The following is a 23,958-nucleotide window of genomic DNA, read 5'->3' as shown; positions in this document are numbered from 1 at the left end:
CTCTAGTGCTCGCCTCGTTCCCAACCTTTTGAAACCAGGTCATCTTCGGCGAAGGTCGCGGGCACGTCTTCCAGGTTCGTCGCAAGCGTGTCGTTCCAGCGGTTGAGAAATCCGAACATCGCGATCACCGCCATGATTTCCACCTGACTACGCTCATCGAAATGCTCGCGCAGGCGCTCGAAATGCGCATCGGTTGCACCATTCGGCTGCGCTCCGGCGGCAAAGGCCAGCGCCAGCGCGGCGCGCTCGGCTTTGTTGAAAGCGTCCGATCCTTCGAAAACGTACAGAGCTTCGAGCTTGGCCTGATCGATCCCCTGCTCGATTGCGCTGTGTCCAGTGTGCGCCTGGCAGTACCGGCATCCTGCGGCGAGGCTCGCCGCGTGTCCGATCAGCCGCTTGAACCCGTTGTCGAGCTCGCTCTTGCCATAGATCACATCGACCAGCCCGCGAAACGCACCGAGAAGCTCGGGCCAATGCGCCATTGTGAGCACCGAATTGGGGATGTAGCCCATCATCCGGCGCGCGAACTCGGCCGCTTCAGGTCCGCCCAGCGCCTCGGCAGGATCACGCGGTGCGATGCGGGTCATTCGAAATCCTCCGGTTTTACGTCGGGCGCAAGGTTGTCGATATCGCGCCACAGCTTCCAGCCATCCGCGCTCCATTTATAGACGAGGAAGGAGCGACCCACGATTGTGGTTTCCGGATCGGCTTCGGGAAAGGCGATGTCCATGCGGTATTTCGCCGTGACAAAGCCGAGATTGGCCGACCCGAAATTCTCCTGCACGACGACTTCCTCGTTCTCGAAACGGAAGGCCACCACCGCTCCGGCGTTCGAGAGCCTTTTCAGGAAGGCGACGATATTGTCCGCTCCCTCGATCTTGGCCTGCCCCTGCGTCATCAGCACCGCATCGTCGGTGTAGAGCGCGCGCAAGCCCTCCCAATCGCCCGCTTCATAACGTTCGCGCCAGCGCTCCCCGGCTTGGGCAAGTTGCGCCTCTTGTTTCTGGTGCATCGCCGCCCATTGCTGGGTCATCTTTTCCGACGGCGGACAGGTCATCACTGTGAGCGCCAGCGGCAGGATCGCGAGCGCGCGGATCATCGGCGGTCTTCTCATGGGATGAGGACAGTCGAGCCGGTGGTCTTGCGAGCTTCAAGATCGCGATGCGCCTGCGCCGCCTCGGCCAGCGGATAGGTCTGGCCGATCGTCACGTGGACCTTGCCGCTTTCGATCATTGCCCACACTCGCGCCATGCCGGCGGCCCGCTCATCGGGCGTGGCATAATAGTGAAATAGGGTCGGGCGGGTGACGAACAACGACCCTTTCTGCGCGAGGATACCGAGATTGACGCCATCGACGGGGCCGCTGGCATTGCCGAAACTGACCTGCAAACCGCGCGGAGACATGCTGTCGAGCGATGCCTCGAAGGTCGCCTTGCCCACGCCATCGAACACGGTCGGGACGCCCGCGCCTCCGGTGATCTCTCGCACACGCGCAGCAATATCCTCGTGATCGTAGCGGATGACGTGGTCGCAGCCGGCTTCGCGCGCGGCGGCTTCCTTTTCGGCTGAGGAGACGGTGCCGATCACGTGCGCGCCGATGGCTTTGAGCCATTGCACCATGATTAGCCCGACGCCGCCCGCCGCCGCATGGACCACCACGGTATCGCCCGTGTTCACATCGGCGCAGCGCTCGACCAGACCCTCGACCGTGGCGGCTTTCAGGATCGCGGCTGCCGCGACCTCGTCCGATACGCCATCGGGCACGTTAAACAGCGCGTCGGCAGGCATTACCCTGTGCGTGGCATAGGCTCCCAGACCCGGCCCCATATAGGCGACACGGTCGCCGATCGAATAATCATTCACCCCTTCACCGAGCGCGGTGATGGTCCCAGCTGCCTCCAAACCAAGACCGCTGGGCAGTTCGACCGGGTAGAGGCCGGTGCGGTGATAGGTGTCGATGAAATTGAGGCCGATTGCGGTGTGTTCGATCAGCACTTCGCCCGGACCGGGTGACGGCACCTCGTGCTCGGCCCACTCTATCACTTCCGGGCCGCCGAACTGTGTGAACTGCGCGCGTGTTACATTCATGCGATCATTCCTCTTCCATCCGGCGACAACTGCCCTGCATCCAGCGCAGGTTGATCCCGACCAGCGATGCATCGGGCGAGGCCCAGCTGTAGCTTTCGGCGCGGTCAGGGTCATCCTTGTGAACATACAGAACGAGCGAGGGTCGGTTGCGGCTGCCCTTGGCCCATGTGACGTTGCGCATGCGGATGGTGACGTCCGGCGCCTCGCCACTGCCGGGAACCAGCACCCGGCCACCCTGATCGAACATCGGGAGGTCGTTGGCGAAGGTCCAGTCGGCCGATCCGTCCGGCTTGGCAGCGAATTTCTTGACCGACACCCAGCAGGTGAACGGGCGGGCCTTGCGAAGCTCGCTGCCCTTTATGGTCCAGATGACATTGCCATCTCCATCGGCGCCGCGAGCGAGCCCGTTTATCGGCATGGTTCGCCACTCGCTCTGGGCTTGGCCGAACGCGGTGATAACCCGCCATGTTCCATCGCCGCGAACCTCGAACCCCCAGCCATCCGGCTTTTCACGACCTTCCTCCTCGGCGAAATAGCTGTCTTCGGTATTGGTCCAGATGCCCGGTGGTAATCTCTCCTCTGCCATGGATGGAGAGGCGGATATGAATGCGCCCAAGGCGATGCCGCAAGTGAGTTTTCCCATGCTCCTTGCGTATAGCAGCGCAGCATGGTTGAAAAGCTGTCCGGACAAATCGCGGAGGTTCCTTTGCGGAAGTTAGTGGTGATCCTCGCCGCCGTGCTGGCAGCGTTCTCGGGAATGTCGTATGCGCAAGATCCGGCTGCCCCCCGGCAGATAGTCGAGCGCGCCATCGAGGCGCATGGCGGAGAGCTGTTTCTCGAACCCGGCACGCTCCAGCTGAGCGGGAGCGCCGCTTTCTATGACAGCGAGACAGGGGAGGTACGCTCGGTCGCCGACGATTATCGCATGTGGCGCGTCATGGATGCGGCGCGGACAAGCGCCCACGGGGCTACGGGCAAGGTTCGCATTCGCGCCCAGACCAACGCGACCGAGTATGGGCGGGTGATCTTCGAGGTCGGCTATGATGGCGACACGACCTGGACCGAACGCGGTATCATGCCCAAGGATCAGGCCGACGCCTATTGGGCGAGCAATTTCGGCTTCGGAATTATCCGCTCCGCGCTCGATGACGGGTTCACGCTGCGCAATCTTCCGCCGCGCGACTTGGGCGGGAGGTCGACCGATATAGTCCGCATCACCGATCCACAGGGGCAAGCCACATTGTTCGGGTTCGACGCGGAGAGCGGTTTCATCCGCTACATGGCGTTCGACAGCCCGCGCGGGTTTCACGAGCGGCTCTATGACGACTTCGTCAAACTCGACAATGGCTGGGTGCAGGCGCGTTCGGTCACGTTGCTTTACGATGGCGTTATCAGCAACAGCGTGTTCTGGAGCGAAACGCTGGTCGGCGAAGCGATCGACCCTGCGATCTTCGCTCCGCCGCCAGACATGACGCTCGCCGAATAGGCGCTATTCGGCAGCTTCGGCTAGGTTCGCGGTCCATTCGGGCTGGACCGGCGCGGGCAGGCCGGTTTCCTCTTCACACGATGCCCTGAGTTCCTCGATGCCCGGACCGTAATCGAACAACGGCAATTCCCCGCGTGACGATTTCATTTCCTCGCGCAGGCTTTCGGTTGCGTCCGCATCAATCGCGCCTTTGATATCGGCCACTACGCCATACTCGCGCGCGCCTTCGGGTGTGACGAGACCCTGTCGGATTTCGAGGCCCACCGTTTCCGGATCGCGCTCCAATGGATCACCCCATCCTCCGCCACCCCAAGTGATAAAGTGCAGCAGGTCGCCCGCCTTGACAGCCACGTCCTCGATCTTGTTGCCGACGATTTCGGTCGTGCCGTCGGCGCGTTCCAGAACTTTCTTCGCGCGCTTGCCGGGATGACCGCCATTCACTCCCCATGGGGGCACGAACCAGCGGTCGTCGTGGATCGCGATCTCGCCATCGGCAAGGAAGCGATAGGTCATGTGGATGCCGTTGCCGCCGCGATGCAGGCCTGCGCCGCCGCTGTCGGGTTCGGTCGAATAGCGCTCGATCCGCAACGGGAAATAGCGCTCGAGAAATTCGTTGGGCACATTGGTAAAGCCCGGCCACAGCGAATGCCCGTCCGGCCCGTCGCCCAGCGGCCTGCCGGGTATCCCGCCGAAGCCGATCTGGAACAGCTGGAACCATTCGCGCGAATTGCTCTGCCGAGTATCCCAGCCCGAATAGAACAGGTGCGGCGATGACGAGAACCCGGCAGCGTTGAGGAATTCGGGCGTCCCCTGACCCAGCAATCCGCCGAGAATGTCGAAGATTCGGCCGAGCGCGTGGGTCCGGCCCGAGAGCGCGGCGGGGAATTGCGGCTTCAGCAGCGATCCTTTGGGAATGCGGACTTCGATCAGGTCGTAGAACCCGTCATTGAACAGGATCTGCGGATCGAAGACCATGATCATGTAGATGCCGAAGAACATCTTGAACATGTTCTCGTTCAGCAGGAAATTGATCGAGGCGGCGCTTTGCGGGTCGGTCCCTTCGAAATCGAGGATCACCTTGTCGCCTTCGCGCCACATGGTGCATTTTATCTTGTACGGGCCATATCCCTTGCCGTCGTCGCAAAGGTAGTCTTCGAAGCTGACCGGCTTTTCCCCGACCGCCTGGCTCAGCAGCGCTTTCATCGCGCGGTGGTTGCGTGCGAGCAATTCCTGCGTGGCCGACACATAGACATCGTCTCCAAACCGCTCGGCCATTTCGATTACGCGTTTCGAAGCAACGCGGCATGACGCGATCAGCGCGTTGAGATCTGCCTGACACCAATCGGGTTTGCGGGTCTGGTGCATTACGAGCTTCATCAGGTCGTCATTGTATTCGCCCTTCTTCCAGATCTTCACTGGCGGGATGCGCACGCCTTCTTCGAAGATCGAGCTCGCGTTGATCGGCATCGAACCGGGCACCGAGCCGCCGATATCCGATTGATGGCCGAACATGGCGGTGAACGCGATGAGGCGGCCGTCCTTGAACACCGGAAGCAGCACCAGCCAATCGTTCGAGTGGCTGACTGCGCCGTCGCAGGAATAGGGATCCGACAGGAAAATCATGTCGCCGTCTTCCAGCGTGTCGTCATAGCCTTTCAGGAAGCCGTCGATAAAGCTGCCGAACTGGCCGACGATCATCTTGCCAGCCGGATCGGCGATCAGCGGAAAGGCGTCGCCCTGTTCGCGGATGCCGGGCGACATGGCGGTGCGCACCAGCGTCGCGTCCATTTCGATCCGGGCGTTGCGCAAGGCGTTTTCGATGATGTCGAGCGTGACTGGATCGATATCGATTTTCTCGAAAGGCGTGTCGTTGGTTTCGATGATTTGTGCAGGCATCGGATCAGCCCTCGCTCGTCAGATTGATAAGAATGTTTCCCACTGCATCGACCGTGGCCGTACAGCCCGTTTCGACCAGAGTGGTCGAGTCCATTTCGGTGATGATCGCCGGGCCGGGGATGCGGTCACCCTGTCTGAGCTTGGCGCGGTCGTAAATCGCGCCGGCCTGCTCCTTGCCATCCATCCAGAGCGTGTGGTCGCGGATTTTCGCGGCAGAGGGATCACCATCACCCTTCGGCAATTCGTTGGCGGGCAGGGCCGGAGCCTCGCCCAATGCAACCGCGCGCAGGTTCACGATCTCGTGCGGGGTATCCATGTTGAATGTGAACAGCCGCAAATGCTCCTCGTCGAACCGGGCGAGGATACCGTCGATGCCGTCCGCATCGAGCACGCTTTTGTCGATGGTGAGCGGCACCTCGAAAGCCTGTCCGGCATAGCGCACGTCGACTTCGAATTGCACGACGATCTGATCCTCGGGCACGCCATCGGCGAGCAATTCGCCGCGGATTTGCTGCGCCATTTCATCGAGGACCGACTGAAGGTCGGCAATCGAGGTATCGCGCGCCAATTTCGAGAAGCTTCGCGCGGTTTCGGTACGCATCTGCGTGGTCGCGTCCCCGAGCGCGCAAAGCACACCTGGTGAAACAGGCGAGATTGCAGGCCAGCTCCCCATCAGGCGCGCCACCGCATTCACATGCAGCGGCCCTGCGCCGCCAAAACCCATCAGCGCAAATTCGCGCGGGTCGTAACCCTGCTGTACGCTGATCATTCGCAGCGCGCCGAACATGTTCTCATTAACGATATCAATGATCCCGCGCGCGGCCTCCATCAGCGAAACGCCGAGCGCATCGGCGATGGTCTGAACCGCCGCCTTTGCCCCTTCGCGGTCGAGCTGGAAGCTCCCGCCGAGCAGGTCTTCGGGCAGGTAACCGAGCACGACGTTCGCATCGGTGACCGTCGGCAGCTCGCCGCCTTTGTTATAGGCGACCGGGCCGGGCACGGCGCCCGCGCTTTCCGGGCCGACGCGCAAGGCTTTGGTCAGTTCGGGGACGTGGGCTATCGAGCCGCCGCCTGCGCCCACGGTTTTCACGTCGAGCGCGGATGCGCGGACCGACAGGTGCCCTACCTCGGTCGTCCGCACGCGGCGCGCCTCAAGCCCTTCGATCAAAGCAACGTCGGTCGATGTCCCGCCGACATCCAGAGTCAGGATGTTCGTCAGGCCCGCATTCTTCGCCACCCATTTCGCGCCGGTCACGCCGCCTGCGGGACCGGACATAAGAATATTGACCGGATGCTCTTCGGCTTTCTGGCTACTCATCAGGCCGCCATCGCTGCGCAGTAGCGAAAGCCTGCCCTCCAGCCCTTCATCTTCCAGCTTGTCGCGCAGATTCGATACGTATTTGCTGACCACGGGGCGCACCGCCGCATTGGCAACGGTTGAAAGAGTGCGCTCATACTCCTGCATTTCGGGGAGCACTTCGTGGCTTAGCGAAACGGGAATACCGGGCAAGTCCTCGGCCGCGATTTCGCCGATGCGGGTCTCGTGGGCGCCGTTGACATAGGCGTTTATGAGGCTGACCGTCAGCGCTTCGATGCCCTGATCCTTGAGCTGGCGGAGCACCCCGCGCACCGCATCTTCGTCCAGAGCACGGACTTCTTCCCCGTCCGCTCCGATCCGACCTGGCACTTCGAGAGTGTCTTCCAGATGGGCAAGCGGCTGCGGCTTTGGCCAAACGATCCAGGCAGCAAGCCCGCCGGGCACGAAGCTGCGAGCGATCTGCATGATGTCGCGATAACCCTCGGTCGTGATGAGGCCGACTTTCGCGCCCTTGCCTTCGAGCACGGCATTGGTCGCGACCGTTGTGCCATGGAGGAAATAGGCGATATCCTTGGCCGAAACCCCGGCCTCTTCGGTGATCGCTTTGACCCCGTTCAGGATCCCTTCCGAGCTGTCATGCGGGGTCGAGGGCGTCTTGTGGCGCCAGAATTTGCCGTTCTCCTCGTCGAACAGCAGCAAATCGGTAAAAGTGCCGCCGACATCGACGCCCAGCCTGTAAGTCATAAAGTCACCCTGCTCCTCAAACGTTTCAGGCCGCGCGTGCGACCCGCGATGGCAATTCGCGCCCCAAGCGTCCGGCGAACCAGCGGTTGGCGGCGATAGCGGCATCGAGATCGATGCCTGTGTCTACACCGGAACGCTCCATCATGTTGATGAGGTCCTCGGTCGCAATGTTTCCGGTGGCGTTCGGTGCGAAGGGGCATCCGCCAAGCCCGCCCAAGCTCGCATCGAATATCCGTACGCCAGCTTTGTAGGCCGCCCATGCGTTGGCGATGCCGGTGGCGCGCGTGTCGTGGAAATGGCAGCGCATCGGAATGCGCCCGCCCAGCAGGTCGCCGAGCCTCCCGAAAAGATCTTCGACCTGAGATGGAACGCCGACACCGATCGTATCGGCAAGCGCGATTTCTTCCGGCTCTTCTGCGGCCATCTCCTCCGCGATGGCGAGCACCGTATCCGGCTCCACCGCGCCTTCGAAAGGGCAGCCGAATGCGGCGCTGATCGTGACCTGCGCGCGCAACCCCTCGGATTTTGCAAAGCGGATCATGTCGCGGTTCTCGGCAATGCCTTCCGCGATTGTCTGTCCCTGGTTTTTCTGTCCGAACGTATCGCTTGCGACAAGGACGCAGCCCGCCTGATCGATGCCGGGCTTCCCGCCCTCCTTCGTCGCGAGACCTCGCATTACCCCGCGCTTGTTCAGGGTGAGGCCGATGTAGGTAACATCGCTGCGGTCGGGCAGTCCGGCGATCACCTCTTCGGCATCCGCCATCTGCGGAACGCGTTTCGGATGGACGAAGCTGGCGACTTCGAGCCGCCGCGCTCCGTAACCGATCATCCGGTCGATCATCGCCAGCTTGTCCGCGGTCGTGATGATTTCGGCTTCGTTCTGCAGCCCGTCACGCGGACCGACTTCGACCAGTTCGATACTGTGTGTTGCCATGACCGGAATCGCTCTTGGGTGTTGAGGTATGCCGCGCCTGATACGCAAATTGTATACAAATGCAAATGGTCAGACTATAGGCCCGGTCCGTCGGATCGACACGAGGGGTGCGGCGATTCCGATGCAGGCGCGCGGTTCTGCGGGTAGCGAATCAGAAAGGCAGCAAATGGCTCAAGGTGCATTAGACGGACTGCGGCTTATCGAAATGGGGCAGTTGATTGCCGGCCCTTTCTGCGGGCAATTGATGGGCGACCACGGCGCGGAAGTCATCAAGGTAGAGCCGCCCAAAGTCGGCGATGCGATGCGCAATTGGGGTCAGGGCATCCCGCTGTGGTTTTCCGTCGTCGCCCGCAACAAGAAATCGATCACCTTGAACCTGCGCGAAAAGGAAGGGCAGGCCATTGTCAAACGGCTCGCTGCTAAGGCCGATTTCCTGCTCGAAAACTTCCGGCCCGGCACACTCGAGCGGTGGAACCTCGGCTGGAATGAACTTTCCGCCATCAACGAAGCGCTCATCATGATCCGCGTCTCGGGCTACGGGCAGAGCGGGCCCTATTCGAGCCGTGCGGGCTATGGCGGAATTGGCGAGGCGATGGGCGGCATGCGCTACATCGCCGGCGAGCCCGACCGGCCGCCGAGCCGCGCCGGGCTGTCGATCGGAGACTCGCTCGCGGCGACCTATGCCTGTCTGGGCGCGCTTATGGCGCTCAACCACAGGCACAAGACCGGCAAGGGTCAGGTCGTCGATTCCGCAATCTACGAATCCGTGCTGGCCATGATGGAATCCACCATTCCCGAATTCACCGTGGCAAATCATATCCGCGAGCGCACCGGATCCATCCTCCCCAAGGTCGCACCGTCCAATGTCTATCCGACGAAGGACGGAAGCGTGCTGGTCGCAGGCAATCAGGACAGTGTGTGGAAACGCATGGCGACGATGATGGGCATGCCGGAGCTGGGCGATGATCCGCGCTACAATTCGCATATGGGCCGCGGTGAGCGGCAGGGCGAGCTCGATGAACTCATCTCCGGCTGGACGAAGCAGCATACGAGCCGTGAAGTGCTCGACCTGTGCGAGGAACACGGCGTGCCTGCAGGCAATATGTACCGCGCGCCGGAAATGCTCGACGATCCGCATTTTGCCGCGCGCGAGGCAATCATCGAAGTGCCGCATCCGCGCCACGAGAATTTCAAGATGCAGAACGTCGCGCCGAAGCTGTCCGAAACGCCGGGCCATGTCGATCACGTCGGACCGGAGCTTGGCCAGCACAATGAAGAGATTTACGGCGAATTGCTGGGCATGGATTCGAAGGCGATGAGCGATCTCGAGGAACGCGGCATCATCTAGATCGCATCCTGCCGCGCATCGCCGTGGGACAAGGGGATCTCGCTGACTGTCCAGATCGTTCCCGATCCCTCGGGGCCGATCTTGCGCTCGATCTTCCCGCCGATCTGTCTCGCAAGATCATCGATCAGCGACAAGCCGATGCCGTCTCCCCTCGCAATGTCGCCAAAACCGACACCGTCGTCCGAAACCTTCACGGCCGCCCGGCTGCCTTCTGCGTCGAGACGCATCGAAACCGTCCCTTCGGTTCCCGGGAAGGCATGCTTGTAGGCATTCGTTACCAGTTCACTGACCAGCAGCCCGAGCGGCGCGGCAATGTCCGCTTCGATCGAAACATCGTCGAAATGCCCTTCGAGAGAAACTTCCTCGCGCCCGAGGCTGCTTTCCAGCAACTCCTGTAGCTCGGTCAGAAACGCGCTCGCCCCGACGAGCGTCCCGCTTTGCCGCGCGCGCAATTTCTCATGCAGCAATGCCATCGTCCGGAGGCGTATTGCGGCATCGGATTCCGGCGCGTCGGCGATGGGACGATCCGCTGACTTTCGGCGGGCTTCGATCCTGAACAGGCTAAGCAGCGTTTGCAGATTGTTAGCCACCCGGTGGTGCATTTCGGTGAAGAACATGTCCTTTGCCGAAGATGCCGCCATTTCGGCGCGATAGGCGCGGTACGCAGCGAACGCGACCAGGCCGGCGGCCAAAAGCAAGGTCGCAGTGAGTGCCGCCATGATGGTCGCGCGTTCGCTCGTCGCCGCTGCCAGCTCCCGCTCCTTTTCCGCCAACTGGGCGGCTTGGGCGAGATTGAGGGCACGTTCTTCTTGGTCCTCTAGCGCGAAAACGAGATCGGCATTGCCAACAGCGCGCAGCTTTTCCTTTTCGAACCGTTGCTCACTCAAATCGAGCGCGGCAGCCGCATATTTCGCCGACTCTTGGTAATTGCCGAGCCTGCGCTGAAGTTCCGCCATGCTGCGAAGATAGGGCAAGAGAAATGCGCGATCCTGATCCTCCGGCTTGATATTGTCAGGGTCGATTTCGGTCCCGAGCGCCTCTTCAGCTTGTTGAAGCATCTGCTGCGCATCGCCGAAGAAACCCTGTTCCAGATAGCTTTCGGCAAGCCATGCGAATGCTTCGGCGTGGACGGATTCGGTGAAGTAATCAGCTTCGTACAATTCAGTGGCTGCTTCGCGCCCGAGCGCGAGGGCATTGGTGATCTGCGGTCCGCCCTGCCGATATTGAATTCGCGCCAGTTCGAACCGCGAATTGGCGAGCCCCGGCCTGGCTGCGCCCTCGGTGCTTCCGGCTTCGACATGATCCGCGAATTGCTTAATGGCGACCTTCACCGCCGTTTCGGCATCGTCGAGGCGATCGGCAGCCGAAAGTGCCAACGCCCTGTTCAGCTGTATCTGGCCTGTCGTGAGCGGGTGGTCGTCACTGACAGCCAAACCGCGGTCATAGAGCGCCACGGCGCGCTCGTGATCGCCGATCTCGTAGAAGAGGTAAGCGAGCGAACTCAGCGCATTCATCCGCACCAGGTTGAATCTCGGTTTATCGGAGTCTTCGATCACCTCGGTGAGCAGGCGGACCGCTTCGGCATAGTCGCCTGATTGCTTGGCCAATGTCGCCTTGAAGTTCAGCGCGAACAGACCGATCCGCATCACGCCGCCCCGCCTTCCGGCATCGAAGGATTCCTGTAGCAGAGCGTCCCGCTGTTCGTCCGTCTGCTCGTGCTTCTCGCTGACCGATCTATAGTACGCCCAGTAATACGCGAACCGCGACCGTGACCGGTCGTCTTCAAGGCGGCGCGCATCTTCCAGCCATTGCCCCATCTGGTCCGCATCCTGAACGAAAGGAGACAGGACGAAGGGTACGCGTACGGCGTTGACCTTCAGACGTGCACGATCGGACCAACGCTTAGAGGCTCGTCGAAGGTTCTCCGGATTGATGAAATTTTTCGCCGAAAGGAGATAGTCATCGAGCAGCCGCAATCGCTCGGAATCGCTCAATTCGGTCAGCTCCTCGATACAGCTCCTGCTGGCCTCACGAAACGCGTCAGTGATGGATGCGGGATTCTGCCAATTTCCCGGCGGACTGTTCTCCATCCAGTCGGCGCAGGACTGGCCTGTCTCCTGCGCAGAGGCCGGGAGTGACAGGCCGATCACGGCGCTCGCAAAAATCGCCGCCATCTTGAACAGGCGTCGCACGTTGTGTTGCCTCCAGTGGCGCGCTCTTGGAAAGGAGGGGGCGCACGCGCCATGAACCTGCCGCGCGTTGTGCAACACTATCCATGGAGAGGGAAGCCCTTTGCCGATGGCGGGGCCGGTGAAGAGGACCGCACCTGCACCGTGGGTACGCTGAAAGGCTACTCCGCCACAGCGTCATCTTCGGCGGCGCCAGCGAAAGTGTGAAACGCACGGCGCAGATGACTGCCCATGACGGCCTCCGCCCAGCCGGGGTCGCCTGCGCGAAATGCGGCGATCAGCTCGTCGTGATCGCGCGCCGACTGCTTGAGATCTTCCGCCGAATACTGGCGCGCGGTTCGAAGCACCACCGGCTGTTCGACGAGCATTGCCAGCACCTGCCCCAGCCGCGGTGAATGAGCCGCCTCGGTGATCGCTTCATGAAACACGCGGTTGGCATCCAGGAACCGCACAATGTCCGGGGTCTCCCCGTCGACCGCTTCGTGCAGCTCCTTATTGACCTCCTCCAGGCGGTCGATTTCCGCATCGGTAAGGCGCCTTGCCGCGCGGTTTGCGGCGTGACCCTCCAGCATCTGCCGGAGGGTGAACATCTCGTCGATGTCGTCACGCGACCAGTCTGCGACGAATATCCGTTTCGAAGGACTGCGGACAAGCAGCATCTCCGCCTCCAGCCGCCGCATCGCTTCGCGGACGGGCGTTCGGCTGACGCCCGCAACCTCCGCGAGTTGCTCTTCCGTCAGCTGGGAGCCCGGCTGGACTGTCCCGCCAAGCAGAAATCCCCTGATCTTGGCGTAGGCCTGTTCGGATGCCTTGCTCATTGCGCGCTGTCGAACCTGCAAGTGTGGCTGAAAATCATCATCGGCAATCCCATACCTATGCAATTTGACAAGGCTATCAATTCTCCTTGACGCAGGCAAATTGTATACAATAGGAGGCCATCCCATGGAGACCGCCTCGATGGCCGATGACCAGCGAATAAAAGTGATTGTGCCTATCCCGATGGATGAGGCGGGGGTCGCCAATCGCGCCCAGCAATTGCCCGATGATTTCGTTCGGCCAGGTTTCAAACCTGAGTTCGAAGCGGTGCGCTGGGGTGCGGCGCTCGGCGATTCCTACCACGATACGATGCTCATGGACTGGACGGTCTTCCAGGCCGGTGTGACCGCAGAGCAAGAGGGGTATGCAGGGGTCCTGATCGACACGGTCAGCGACAGTGGATTGCGGCCCCTGCGCAGCGCGTTGTCGATACCCGTGGTCGGGCCGGGCGAGGCGAGTTTTGCCATGGCGATGATGCTCGGCAAGAAATTCTCGGTGCTGACCATGTGGCCCGAATGGTTCCCGCTCTACGAAAAGACACTCACCGAATATGGTTGGGGCGGCCGCTGCGCATCGATGCGTTCGATCGACACGCGCCCCGACGTGACCGAGCTTCTCGAAGGCAAAGAGGAGGTCGTTTTCGGGAAACTGAGAGAGCAGGCCACTATCGCGATGGAGGAAGATGGTGCGGATGTGATCGTGCTGGGTTCCACCACGATGCACCAATCGGCCGCGTTTCTGGACGGCGAGCTGCCGATCCCGGTGCTGAACCCCGGCCAGGTCGCCTACAAGATGCTCGAGACGCAGATCGAGCTCGGCCTGTCCCATTCGAAGAAAGCCTTTCCCGCACCCGAGGTGCCCAAGCACGAAGACATTCGAAAAGGGTGGTACTGATGAGTGAATTGAGCGCCGACAATTGGAAAGAGGGCGGTGCCGGACAGGTGCCGCTCCCCTATCCCTTCTACGTCGATATCGTGACGAAGAGATATTTCGACGGGGTCGATAACAAGAACCTCGACAAGGTGCTGAACTGCTTCACGCCCGATGCCATTCTCCGGGAAGCGACCAGCGAGACCGTGCATGACGGCCGCGATGCGATCCGGTCTATGTTCGAAAAGCTTTTCGCCGATTTCGAAAACATCTGGCACGGCAATTTCGTTCACACCGCCGATCCACAGACCAACACAATCAATTCTCAGTTCACGGTCTTGATTACGCCCAACGGCGGTGAGCAGCTGCGTTATGAGAACTGCAATCGCTTTTACCTGAAAGACAGGCTTTTCCACCGCGTGTATGTCTACATGAGCGGCGACAACCTGCTGAAGGAAGGGGACGCCTGATGCAGTATGAACCCACTTTCGGACGCGATGAGCTGATCGAGTTCGCAACCAAGACATATTTCGGGAATGTCGATGCCAAGAATATGGACGCGGCGCTCGATTGCTTTCACGACGAAGCGTTGTTCTGCGTCCAGACCGATTTCACGCGGCACAGCGGCAAGGGCGAGATCCGCCGCATGTTCGAGGACTTCTTTGCCGCTTACGAGACCATAATTCACCGTGATTTCGTATGCACCGTCGATGAAGCCAACGGGCGGATCTCCGCCTGCTTCGTCGCCGAGCTGCACGATTCCGACGGGCAGGTAACGCTGCTTAACAACACCAATTTCTGGCGACTCCGGCCCAGTAGCGAAGAAAGCGGCGCCGGGCCGAAATTTCAGGAAGTGTACGTTTACATGAGCGGAGCGAACGTACTGACGTGATCCATATGACCGGCGGGGGCCGGGCAAGACAGGTTCGATTCAGGGAAGGACCGGCTATGAAAAATGTAAAGTTCAATCTCGTCAGTGGAACGGCGCTGGCAGCTATGGCGATCGCCGCGCCCGCCCATGCACAGGACAGCGATGCGCCTGGTGCGCAGCCGGTCGCGAGCGATCAGAGCGCAGCCAGTGACAACGCGATCATCGTGACAGCGCGCCGGCAATCGGAAACGCTTGCCGAGGTGCCGAGCTCGGTCACGGTCTTCACCGCCGACACGATCGAGAAGACCGGCATCGAACGCGCCGACGAATTCGTTCAGCTGACGCCGGGTGTGACGATCGTCAGCGGCACTGCCGAGGCTGGCGACACCCAGATCAACATTCGCGGGATCAACGGCGCGCGCGATGCGGAAAGCTCGGTCGCGCTCGTGGTTGACGGAATCCTGAAAACCAACACGGCCCAGCTCAACCAGGACCAGGGCACCCTGCGCCAGATCGAAATCCTGAAAGGCCCGCAAGGCGCGCTTTACGGGCGCAACGCAGCCGCGGGCGCGATCGTGATCCAGACGCTGAAGCCAAGCGACTTTCTCGAAGGGGGAATCGAGGTGTCGGCGGCGGAAGACAACACTTACAATGCGAACGGGTACATCTCGACCCCGATTGGCCAGAATGCCGGCCTGGTGTTGTCGGGCAGCTATTTCACGACCGACGGCTTCTTCTTCAACAGGTTCCTGAACGACGACGTCGTGGACGATCAGGAAATCTGGTCGGTCGATGGCCGGTTCGTGGCCAATCTCAGTCCCGCGACCGAAATCGATATCAAGGCCCGCTACGCCGATCTGTCGGGCGCTTCGATCAACTTCAACGCGGCGTTTCAGCTGCCTAACTTCGCCGCTGTCGATCCGGCGTTCTTCGAAGACGTCAATGATCACCCGTTCGACTTTTTCTCCAATATCCGCCCGACCAACGACCAGCAGACATTCGAAGTATCGGCCAAGATCGAGCATGAATTCGATGCGATGACGCTGACTGCCTGGGCGCTATACGCCGATGTGGATCAGGAATTGACTGCGGACGGGACATCGGCCGACTTTGCGCGTTTCACCTTCCCCGGTGTCACGCAGGCATCGATCGACGCATCCAATGCGTGCTTTGCGTCGACCGCTGCGCTCACCGGCTTCCCGATCAACCCGCCGACCTTCATCGGCCAGACGCCTGTACCCTTCATCTTCGACCCGGCGACCGGATCGACATTCGGACCATACAGCCCGACGACGTGCGATGGCACGCAGTTCCAGATCCGCGAGCAGACCGATATCAGCGGTGAAATCCGCCTGGCATCGAACACCGATAGCCCGCTGCAGTGGCAAATCGGGGCCTATTACCTTCACATCGACCGTGAGACGGGTGTCAGCCTGGGCGCCGATCTGGGCGAAGGAATCACACGGCAATTGTTCAACGGTCCGGATTCATCGAACCCGACGACCCAGCTGTACAATGATGACTTCTCGACGGACGTCTACGCGGCCTTCGCTTCGATCGATTACCAGGTGACCGACCGGTTCGAAATCGGATTGGCTGGCCGTTACGATATCGAAGATCGCTCCGTCACCAGTCTGGTGCCCGATGCGGTCGATCCGTTCAGCCCGACCGGCGCACCGATCAATCCCGGACAGGCGTTTGGCCCGATCCCGGACCAGTCCGAGACGTTTCGGCCGTTCCAGCCGAAAATCTCCCTGCGTTACGAGCTTAGCGACAATTTAAATCTCTACGCCAACTGGGGGATCGGCTTCAAATCCGGCGGTTTCAACAACCAGGGTTCGGCAGCGATCGTTGATCAGGCATTCAACCAGTTCATCGGTACGAACGTGCTGATCGAGGACCTCTACGACAAGGAAACGTCGAGCGCGTTCGAAGCCGGTTTCAAAGGCTCGGCGGCGAATGGCAGGGTGACTTTCGATGTCGCGGGCTACTACACCGAAATCGACGACATGCAGTTCTTCGAATTCTTCGTCGGCGGGTTCGGCCTGCTCCGCGTTGTTTCGAACATCGATGAAGTGGAAGTCTACGGGGCGGAGGCCAATCTGAACTTCGAAGTCGTGCCGGGTTGGGATTTCTTCGGCGCTGTCAATGTGACCGAGAGCGAGATTCTGGAGAACGCCTCGCGCCCTGTCACCGTGGGCAACGAATCTCCCTACACCTCCGACTACACGATCAACCTCGGCACACAGGTCGTGGCGCCTCTTGCGCCCACATTCGATTTCGTGATGCGCGCCGATTACCGCATCACGGGGCCGACATGGTTCCATACGGTGCAGAACAACACCTCACCGACGCTGTTCAGCGGACTGCTTCCAGGCTCTGCCCTGGCGCTGCCTGCATTTGTCGGAGATGCCGACTATTCGATCACCGAACGTGAAGCATTCGGCGTGCTCGATATGCGCGTCGGGCTCGAAGGGGAGAGTTGGCGCATCACCGCTTTTGCCGATAACCTGCTCAACCGGGAGTATCTCAACGAGGTGATCCCGGCTATCGAGTTTGGTGGATCGTTCATCTCGCCCGGCGGTCGCCGCCGGTTCGGGGTTGAGCTGGGTTATACTTTTTAGGGGAGCCGTTCGGGTGGAGAGCAGCGAAGACGTACAGAGCAACTACGCCGGCGTCTTCGAAGGAAGGATAGGGTTCGGGCAGCGCCCGGCCCTGATCCTGATTGATTTTGTGGAGGCGTATTTCGCGCCGGACAGCCCGCTATTCGCGGATGTCGAACCGGCGCTTGCGGCAGCAATCGCGCTACGCAATGCGGCGCGCGCTGCCGGTGTTCCGGTGATTTACACCAATGTCGAGTTCCACCCCTCCATGCGGGATGGCGGTGTTTTCGCGAAGAAAATCGGTGCGCTTTCAAGCTTCGCGCGCGGGAACCCGCTGGGCGCATGGCCTGCGGGCCTTGAGCCGAGCGACGATGAGCTCGTCATCTCCAAACAATATGCCAGTGCGTTTTTCGGTACGTCGCTCGGATCGACCCTGACTGCGCAAGGCCATGACAGCCTTGTTATATCGGGGCTTTCCACCAGTGGCTGCGTACGCGCCACCTGCGTCGATGCATGCCAGCACGGCTTCATCCCCATCGTCGTCGAAGAGGCCGTGGGCGACCGCCATGAAAACGTCCACCGCGCAAACCTGTTCGACATGAATGCGAAATACGGCGACGTGGTAAGTCTGGCCGAGGCATGCGAGCACTTCGCGAGCCTCACGAAGGATTAGTCTTCGCCGAGCAATCGTCCTGCGATCGCTCCCAGCTTTGCCAGCAATTCGGGATCGTGTTCATCGGGTGCGGTGATAACGGCATCATCGAGAGCCGTATCGATTTGTGAGGCTTTGCGTTTTTTCGGCAGGCTGGAGATGAATTTCGCGACCGTTTCGCGGGCGAGTTCGCCATTGGCCTCCATCTGAGCGATGACCTGCGCGACATTGACCGCCTCGCCAACCCCGTTTTCATCGACGCGCCAGCAATCGTAGTCGGTCGCCATTCCGATCAGCGCGTAGGGCAGTTCGGCTTCGCGCGCGAGTTTGGCCTCGGGCATGGCGGTCATGCCGATCACGTCCGCGCCCCATTGGCGATAGAGGCGGCTTTCGGCGCGGCTGGAGAATTGCGGCCCTTCGATTGCGATATAGGTCGCGCCGACGGCGACCTTACCCCTGCAGGCGGAAATCGCTTTCGCCGCCATTTCCGACAGGCGCGGGCAGACGGGATCGGCCATGGAGACGTGGGTCACGAGGCCGCTAGTAAAATAGGTGCTTTCGCGCTTCACCGTGCGATCGATGAATTGTTCGACCACGGCGAAACGCCCCGGTTCGATTTCTTCGCGCAGGCTGCCGACGGCAGAGATCGCAAGGATATCGGTGCAACCGGCGCGTTTCAGGGCATCGACATTTGCGCGCGAATTAAGCTCGGTGGGGCTGATCGGATGGCCCCGGCCATGGCGCGGCAGGAACCGCACTTTCACATCGCCGATGCGGCCGCATAATATCTCGTCGGATGGCTCACCCCACGGGGTGTCGATTGCGATCCATTGTTCGTCTTCGAGACCTTCGATATTGTACAGGCCCGACCCGCCGATGATCCCGATACACCATTCGCTCGCCATGTGTGTGCGTGCCCCGTCAGATACTTGAAGTCGTTCGGCCTTAGGTCAGGTCGAAGCGCTCGGGCAAGGCCTTGCGGATAAAGCCGTCCGCTTTGGCGAAGGGACCTGCGATCGAAGGCCGCGCTTTCATGCGTTCGAAATGCGCGGCAAGTGCGGGATAATCATCCAGCGGAGTTTCGGCAACGAGCGAGATCTGCATGAACACGCAGGCGACCGTGATGTCCGCGATGGACAGCTGTCCGCCCGCGAAGAATTCCTCATCACCCAATGTTGTGTCGAGATACGTGAGGATCGGTGGCAATTGCTCCGCCCATGTCCCGCGCGCCTTGTCGAGATCGGGCTCCTTGCCTTGGGTCACCGCGAAGAAGATCGGCCGGAATATTCCAAGCCCGCCCGATGCGGCGAGGTTGGTGTCGGCAAATTCCTCGATAAACAGCGCGCGTCCATGGGCAAAAGCGTTCTCGGGGTACAGCGCAGGGGAAGGATGCTTCTTTTCGATATAGGCGCAGATTGCCGAGCTGTCCGGGATCGTTCCGGCTGTTCCATCCTCCGCAATCGAGCGATCACGCATGACAGGGATGCGTTTCATCGGAGAGATGTCGCGAAACCATTGCGGCGGGTTGAACACGTCGACCGGCTCGACATCGAAATCGACTTCTTTTTCAAGGCACACTGCGGATACTTTGCGCACGAAAGGCGAAACCGGGCTGCCATAGAGTACGAGGTCTGCTTGTGAATCGGTCATGGTTCTCTCCTGTTGCACACTGCTTAAACTTCAGGTTGCGCAAAGCAACTGGTATGGCGCAACTGATAGGCGATACCGTTCATCGCAGGCTGTAAGATCGCTTCGTAATTCCCGATTGATTTCTCCCTGTGAATGGCCACCTTCTGTGCCAAGAGGAAATCGCGCTTACGCAATTCGAGAGAGGATTTAGACATGGTCACCCAGTACAAGAACCTGATCAACGGCGAGATGGTGGACACCGGCCAATGGCTGGATGTCGTCAACCCGGCCACGGAAGAAGTGATCGGACAGGTTCCATCCTGCGGCAAGGATGAACTCGACAAGGCTGTCGCCGCCGCGCGTGCCGCGTTCAAGACGTGGAAGAAAACCCCCATCGAAAAGCGCCGTGAGGCGATCATGGCGGTATCGGGCGCGATCAAGGAAAATGCCGACGAGCTTTATCGCCTCCTGACATCCGAACAGGGCAAACCGCATCAGCAAGCCCAGCAGGAAATTTACGGCGCGGCCGGGATTTCGGCGGCGCAGGCTACGCTCGAGCTGGAAGACGAGATCATTCAGGACGATGACACGCGCCTTTCCCGCCACCGCCGCGTACCTGTCGGTGTGGTCGGCGGCATCGTGCCGTGGAACTTCCCGGTGATGATGGCGATCCAGAAAATCGTACCGGCCATGCTTTCAGGTTGCACCATTATCCTGAAACCTTCGCCCTTCACCCCGCTTACCACGCTTCGCATCGCCGAACTGATCGCGGACAAGGTGCCTGCGGGCGTCGTCAACATCATTACGGGCGAAGACGATCTTGGGCCGATGATTACGGCGCATCCCGACATCGACAAGATCACCTTCACCGGATCGACAGCCACGGGCAAGAAGATCATGGAAGGGGCCAGCGCTGACCTGAAACGGATCACGCTGGAACTGGGCGGCAACGATGCCTCCATCGTGCTGCCCGATGCCGATCCGAAAAAGGTCGCCGAACAATTGTTCTGGTCAAGCTTTTCGAACGCTGGCCAGATCTGCATCGCCGCCAAGCGCGTCTATATTCACGAGGACATCTACGACGAATTGTCCGAAGCCATCGCCGAATACGCGAAGAACGTTAAAGTCGGAGACGGCGCGCAGCAGGGCACCGGCGTTGGCCCGATCCAGAACAAGAAACAGTACGACCGCGTGCTGGAGCTGATCCAGGATGCCAAGGACAATGGCTACAAGTTCCTGCTCGGCGGCGACGCCGACCCATCGGGCAGTGGATATTTCGTGCCGCTCACGATCCTCGACAATCCGCCTGAAGACGCGCGTATCGTGGCGGAGGAACAATTCGGCCCGGTCATGCCGCTGATGAAGTTTTCCTCCGAAGAGGAAGTCATCGCGAAAGCGAACAATTCGGAATACGGTCTTGCGGGTGCAGTCTGGACTGCAAACCCTGAAAAGGGTGTTGAAATCGCAGAGCAGCTGGAAACGGGTACTGTCTGGGTCAACGAGTTCCTGCACCTGTCGCCCTTCGCGCCTTTTGGCGGGCACAAGCAATCGGGCTTCGGGGCGGAATACGGCACGGAAGGTTTGAAGGAATTCACCTATCCCCAGGTCATTACGGTGAAGAAAGACAACGTCCCGGCCTAAGCTCGACATTCATGAATAATCAAAAGGGCCGCTCCGGAAACGGGGCGGCCTTTTTCGTGGTGGTGGGAATGCCGCTCTATTCGCCTGCCATTGTGCTGTACATGTCGAGGCCGAGTGCCCAGCGGCGTTGAAAACCGCGCCAATGCTCCGGCTCATCATCGCCAGCGAGTTTGCCGTTGAGCTGTTCGCCAAAAGATGTTTCCCACTGGCTGTCATTCGAGTTCTGCGTTGGCACATCGAGATAGGCGGCTTTGGCGGCGTCCCCCTTGAGGTGCAGATCGAGAAACGCGGCAACGAAATGCTGGTTGATACCGTTGATCCGATCCTGCCGCCAGACAGGTTCGTTCACGAATTCGATGGCCTGAAACGGCACGTCCGTGGACTGCTGGAAGGCATTGCCTACGATATTGTGACGAGCCTCGCGGAACACCAGCATCCGGCGATCGGTTCCCGTCATGGAATCGAAAATCCAGCTGATCCCGTTGTCGAATCCGGACACGTCGTCCTGGTTCCCGGCCACGATCAGCACCGGCGCTGTGACCTGCGCCAATGTATCGGCGCTCCATACGCGGTTATCCGGCGCGCCGCCCCAAGGAGCAAATGCGATCAGCGCATCGATTCCCGCATCTTCGCTGGCGGAAGCGCGCACAGGCTCAAGCGCGGCATCCGGGACGGTATCAAAGGTTCCGCTTTCGTAATCGTAATCGCCGCCCGCTGTCGCGATGGCTCCATAACCGCCCATCGAATATCCGATCAGGCCGATCCTGTCGGTGTCGATCAGCGCATACGGCCCGGTTTGATTTGCGTCCGCACTCGAGAGGATCTGAGAAATGACCTGCCGCTGATCGAGCGACCGGCTCGCAAGCACGTTGGCGAAGGAGTGGATGAAATCGGTCGCGCCCTCCAGCTTGCGGTCGGCATGGTCGATCGACGCCACGACATAGCCGCGCGAGGCGATGTGCTCTGCCAAGGTGCTGAACTGGGTGCTCCACCCGTTGAAGCCATGCGACATGATGACCAGCGGAAGCTTTCCGCCGAACTGTTCGGCTCGCAAAGCCGGCGCGTCTGGATGAGCGCGCCCTTCATACTCGAATGTCACCGGCTCCATATTGGGCGGCTGCATCGTGTGTGTGTGTAGGTGATCGGCGGGGCCACCGAAGGCGCTTCTGCCGGGTAATAGATCCGCACCTTCAATTTGCGCGTTTCGGAGTCGGTCGCGCCGGTGGCCATGCCTATTTTGCTGAAAGTTACGCGATCCGGCATTGCGACCGTCAGCTCCTGCGTGCCGATCGAATATTCGCCAAAGCGCCCCAGTTCTGGGGTTTCGCCTGGCGCACCTTCGTGCACTGTCGGTGTCGCAACATAGGCTGCGGTCCCGGCTCCGATACCGACCACGGCAAGCGCGGCGAGAGCGATATGGCGTTTCTTCATCTGTGTTCCCGTTTCGAAACTGGCATTTGTTGGCTTGCCCATTGGCAGCGTTCCGGGGCACTCATGCCAGCGAATGAGGAGAGAAGGAAGCGATGGCGGCTACGCCTGAGGACTTGATCGGAGGATTGGCGCGGGCTTGCGCGCGAGCCGGGTTGACCGCGCCTGAGGGGCTCCACCGTCTGACCGGCGGCGCGACGATGGAAAGCTGGCGGTTTTCGTGTGGGGCGGAAGCCTTCGTGCTGCGCCGCGCGCCGAGCCTCGAATTCATGGAAGATCGCCCTTACGGTCACGCTGTTGAAGCAGCTGTGATCCGCGCGGCGCATGCGGCAGGCGTTACAGCCCCTCGGGTCGTCGTGGAACTCGAACCGGAAGACGGTATCGGCTCCGGGTTCGTGATGCAGGCGCTTCCCGGGACGCCGAACCCCAGGGAGATTCTGCAATTCGACGATGCCGACACCTTGTTGAAGCAGGCGGCGCGCGATCTGGCTCGCATCCACTCGCTTGGGCGCGAAGATGTGCCGGACGCGGTGCCGGTGATGGACTACCGGGAGGCTATCGCCGATCTGCGCCAGCAATTCGATGAAGCGGGCGGCGACAGGCCGATCATCGCTCTCGGACTCAAGTGGATGGAGGACAATTGCCCCAAGCCGGTCGAGCCGGTGCTGGTCCATGGCGATTACCGTATGGGCAACCTGCTCGCGCAGCCAGGCAAGCTCACCGGCGTGCTCGATTGGGAGCTGGCGCATTTCGGCGACCGGCACGAGGACCTTGCCTTTGGCTGCATGGCGGTGTGGCGGTTCCACCGCTACGACAGGCCTGCATTGGGCCTGGGGAGACTTGAGGACTACTTCGCCGCTTACGAAGCCGAGGCGGGCATGAAAGTCGACGCCAAGCGCTTCCGCTATTGGCTGATCCACCGCACCGTATGGTGGGCGCTCGGCTGCCTCAAAATGGCGAAATACTGGCGCAGCGGCGAGGACCGGATGCTGGAGCGGGTGGTGATCTCAAGGCGGACCAGCGAGCAGGAACTCGATTTGCTGATGTTGCTGGAGGGGGACGCGCTGGCCGATGGGATCGTTCCGAAAGAACGTATTCCCAATAATGAATTGTATTTTGGCGAGGCTCAGACCGGCGAGATTGCAACGGCGGTCGCGGAGTGGCTCAGCACAATCAAGGATAAGGTTGAAGGCCATGACCGTTTCCAACTCGCCGTGGCTCGCAATGCGCTGGGCATGCTAGCCCGTGAGTACGCAATCGTGCCCAGAGTCTCGGATCGCGAACTGGCGGAGGATTTCCTGACGGGCCGACGCAAGATGATGACCGATCCGGCCATCACACGACTTCGGCGGGACGCCTTGGACAAGCTGGAGGCTGACTCTCCCAAATACCCCGCACTTGCGGTTGCACGCGAGCTTTGGAGCAAATCTACAGAGGTGACCTGA

22 protein-coding genes are annotated in these 23,958 nt (G+C 60.6%); 9 read left to right on the top strand and 13 right to left on the bottom strand.

The window, feature by feature from the left end; translation table 11 throughout:
* Positions 1-2: 2 nt before the first annotated feature.
* The 4 genes from KCG45_RS03350 to KCG45_RS03335 are packed head-to-tail and all read right to left on the bottom strand — an operon-like array spanning position 3 to position 2,731.
* Positions 3-587, bottom strand: coding sequence for a carboxymuconolactone decarboxylase family protein (locus KCG45_RS03350; protein ID WP_218315689.1), 585 nt, complete (start codon positions 585-587; stop codon positions 3-5).
* Positions 584-1,099, bottom strand: a complete 516-nt coding sequence (locus KCG45_RS03345; protein ID WP_218315688.1) for a YybH family protein — start codon at positions 1,097-1,099, stop codon at positions 584-586. The genes KCG45_RS03350 and KCG45_RS03345 overlap by 4 nt, the downstream gene beginning before the upstream one ends.
* Before the next feature lie 11 nt (positions 1,100-1,110).
* Positions 1,111-2,088: a quinone oxidoreductase family protein gene (locus tag KCG45_RS03340; protein ID WP_218315687.1), complete on the bottom strand. Its 978-nt coding sequence runs from the start codon at positions 2,086-2,088 to the stop codon at positions 1,111-1,113.
* A gap of 4 nt (positions 2,089-2,092) precedes the next feature.
* A complete protein-coding gene (locus KCG45_RS03335; protein ID WP_218315686.1) occupies positions 2,093-2,731 on the bottom strand; it encodes a hypothetical protein in 639 nt (212 codons plus the stop codon).
* A gap of 24 nt (positions 2,732-2,755) precedes the next feature.
* Between KCG45_RS03335 and KCG45_RS03330 the strand changes: the two genes are divergently transcribed.
* Positions 2,756-3,574, top strand: a complete 819-nt coding sequence (locus tag KCG45_RS03330; RefSeq protein WP_218315685.1) for a hypothetical protein — start codon at positions 2,756-2,758, stop codon at positions 3,572-3,574.
* 3 nt (positions 3,575-3,577) lie between these two features.
* Here KCG45_RS03330 and KCG45_RS03325 read toward each other — a convergent pair whose 3' ends face one another.
* Genes KCG45_RS03325 through KCG45_RS03315 form a run of 3 tightly spaced genes read right to left on the bottom strand, consistent with a single transcriptional unit; the run spans position 3,578 to position 8,466 of the window.
* Positions 3,578-5,470 (bottom strand): hydantoinase B/oxoprolinase family protein, encoded by a 1,893-nt coding sequence (locus KCG45_RS03325; RefSeq protein WP_218315684.1) that lies wholly within the window; start codon positions 5,468-5,470, stop codon positions 3,578-3,580.
* 4 nt (positions 5,471-5,474) lie between these two features.
* Complete coding sequence (locus KCG45_RS03320; protein ID WP_218315683.1) at positions 5,475-7,532, bottom strand: hydantoinase/oxoprolinase family protein; 2,058 nt, start codon at positions 7,530-7,532, stop codon at positions 5,475-5,477.
* A gap of 25 nt (positions 7,533-7,557) precedes the next feature.
* Positions 7,558-8,466: a hydroxymethylglutaryl-CoA lyase gene (locus KCG45_RS03315; RefSeq protein ID WP_218315682.1), complete on the bottom strand. Its 909-nt coding sequence runs from the start codon at positions 8,464-8,466 to the stop codon at positions 7,558-7,560.
* 166 nt (positions 8,467-8,632) lie between these two features.
* Here KCG45_RS03315 and KCG45_RS03310 point away from each other — a divergent pair, with 166 nt between their 5' ends.
* Complete coding sequence (locus tag KCG45_RS03310) at positions 8,633-9,814, top strand: CaiB/BaiF CoA transferase family protein (protein WP_218315681.1); 1,182 nt, start codon at positions 8,633-8,635, stop codon at positions 9,812-9,814.
* Here KCG45_RS03310 and KCG45_RS03305 read toward each other — a convergent pair.
* Positions 9,811-12,006 (bottom strand): histidine kinase dimerization/phosphoacceptor domain -containing protein, encoded by a 2,196-nt coding sequence (locus KCG45_RS03305; RefSeq protein ID WP_218315680.1) that lies wholly within the window; start codon positions 12,004-12,006, stop codon positions 9,811-9,813. The two genes, KCG45_RS03310 and KCG45_RS03305, sit on opposite strands and share 4 nt — an antisense overlap.
* 158 nt (positions 12,007-12,164) lie before the next feature.
* The gene (locus tag KCG45_RS03300) at positions 12,165-12,821 is read right to left on the bottom strand and encodes a GntR family transcriptional regulator (protein ID WP_218315679.1); all 657 of its coding nucleotides are present in this window, start codon (positions 12,819-12,821) and stop codon (positions 12,165-12,167) included.
* 124 nt (positions 12,822-12,945) lie between these two features.
* Here KCG45_RS03300 and KCG45_RS03295 point away from each other — a divergent pair, with 124 nt between their 5' ends.
* Genes KCG45_RS03295 through KCG45_RS03275 form a run of 5 tightly spaced genes read left to right on the top strand, consistent with a single transcriptional unit; the run spans position 12,946 to position 17,836 of the window.
* Entirely contained in the window at positions 12,946-13,713 is a 768-nt protein-coding gene (locus KCG45_RS03295) for an aspartate/glutamate racemase family protein (RefSeq protein WP_255547928.1), read from the top strand.
* Positions 13,713-14,159: a nuclear transport factor 2 family protein gene (locus tag KCG45_RS03290; RefSeq protein WP_255547927.1), complete on the top strand. Its 447-nt coding sequence runs from the start codon at positions 13,713-13,715 to the stop codon at positions 14,157-14,159. Before KCG45_RS03295 ends, KCG45_RS03290 begins: the two co-directional genes overlap by 1 nt.
* Positions 14,159-14,581, top strand: a complete 423-nt coding sequence (locus KCG45_RS03285; RefSeq protein WP_218315678.1) for a nuclear transport factor 2 family protein — start codon at positions 14,159-14,161, stop codon at positions 14,579-14,581. The genes KCG45_RS03290 and KCG45_RS03285 overlap by 1 nt, the downstream gene beginning before the upstream one ends.
* Before the next feature lie 56 nt (positions 14,582-14,637).
* On the top strand, positions 14,638-17,184 hold the full coding sequence (locus tag KCG45_RS03280) for a TonB-dependent receptor (protein WP_218315677.1): 2,547 nt from the start codon (positions 14,638-14,640) through the stop codon (positions 17,182-17,184).
* Between the two features lie 13 nt (positions 17,185-17,197).
* The gene (locus tag KCG45_RS03275) at positions 17,198-17,836 is read left to right on the top strand and encodes an isochorismatase family protein (protein ID WP_218315676.1); all 639 of its coding nucleotides are present in this window, start codon (positions 17,198-17,200) and stop codon (positions 17,834-17,836) included.
* On the opposite strand, the gene mtnP is transcribed toward KCG45_RS03275, so the two are convergent.
* Both mtnP and KCG45_RS03265 read right to left on the bottom strand, forming a co-directional pair.
* Positions 17,833-18,720, bottom strand: coding sequence for an S-methyl-5'-thioadenosine phosphorylase (mtnP, locus tag KCG45_RS03270; protein ID WP_218315675.1), 888 nt, complete (start codon positions 18,718-18,720; stop codon positions 17,833-17,835). The two genes, KCG45_RS03275 and mtnP, sit on opposite strands and share 4 nt — an antisense overlap.
* 40 nt (positions 18,721-18,760) lie before the next feature.
* Complete coding sequence (locus KCG45_RS03265; RefSeq protein WP_218315674.1) at positions 18,761-19,465, bottom strand: glutathione S-transferase family protein; 705 nt, start codon at positions 19,463-19,465, stop codon at positions 18,761-18,763.
* Between the two features lie 192 nt (positions 19,466-19,657).
* Between KCG45_RS03265 and KCG45_RS03260 the strand changes: the two genes are divergently transcribed.
* Positions 19,658-21,085 (top strand): aldehyde dehydrogenase family protein, encoded by a 1,428-nt coding sequence (locus KCG45_RS03260; RefSeq protein WP_218315673.1) that lies wholly within the window; start codon positions 19,658-19,660, stop codon positions 21,083-21,085.
* Positions 21,086-21,161: 76 nt separating this feature from the next.
* Here KCG45_RS03260 and KCG45_RS03255 read toward each other — a convergent pair whose 3' ends face one another.
* Complete coding sequence (locus KCG45_RS03255; RefSeq protein WP_218315672.1) at positions 21,162-22,184, bottom strand: alpha/beta hydrolase family protein; 1,023 nt, start codon at positions 22,182-22,184, stop codon at positions 21,162-21,164.
* Positions 22,181-22,558, bottom strand: coding sequence for a hypothetical protein (locus KCG45_RS03250; protein ID WP_218315671.1), 378 nt, complete (start codon positions 22,556-22,558; stop codon positions 22,181-22,183). Before KCG45_RS03250 ends, KCG45_RS03255 begins: the two co-directional genes overlap by 4 nt.
* Positions 22,559-22,608: 50 nt before the next feature.
* Here KCG45_RS03250 and KCG45_RS03245 point away from each other — a divergent pair, with 50 nt between their 5' ends.
* On the top strand, positions 22,609-23,958 hold the full coding sequence (locus KCG45_RS03245) for a phosphotransferase (RefSeq protein WP_218315670.1): 1,350 nt from the start codon (positions 22,609-22,611) through the stop codon (positions 23,956-23,958).

The sequence above is a fragment of the Erythrobacter ani genome (assembly GCF_019204025.1).
Taxonomy (GTDB): domain Bacteria; phylum Pseudomonadota; class Alphaproteobacteria; order Sphingomonadales; family Sphingomonadaceae; genus Erythrobacter; species Erythrobacter ani.
This window is presented reverse-complemented; position numbering and strand designations above follow the sequence as displayed.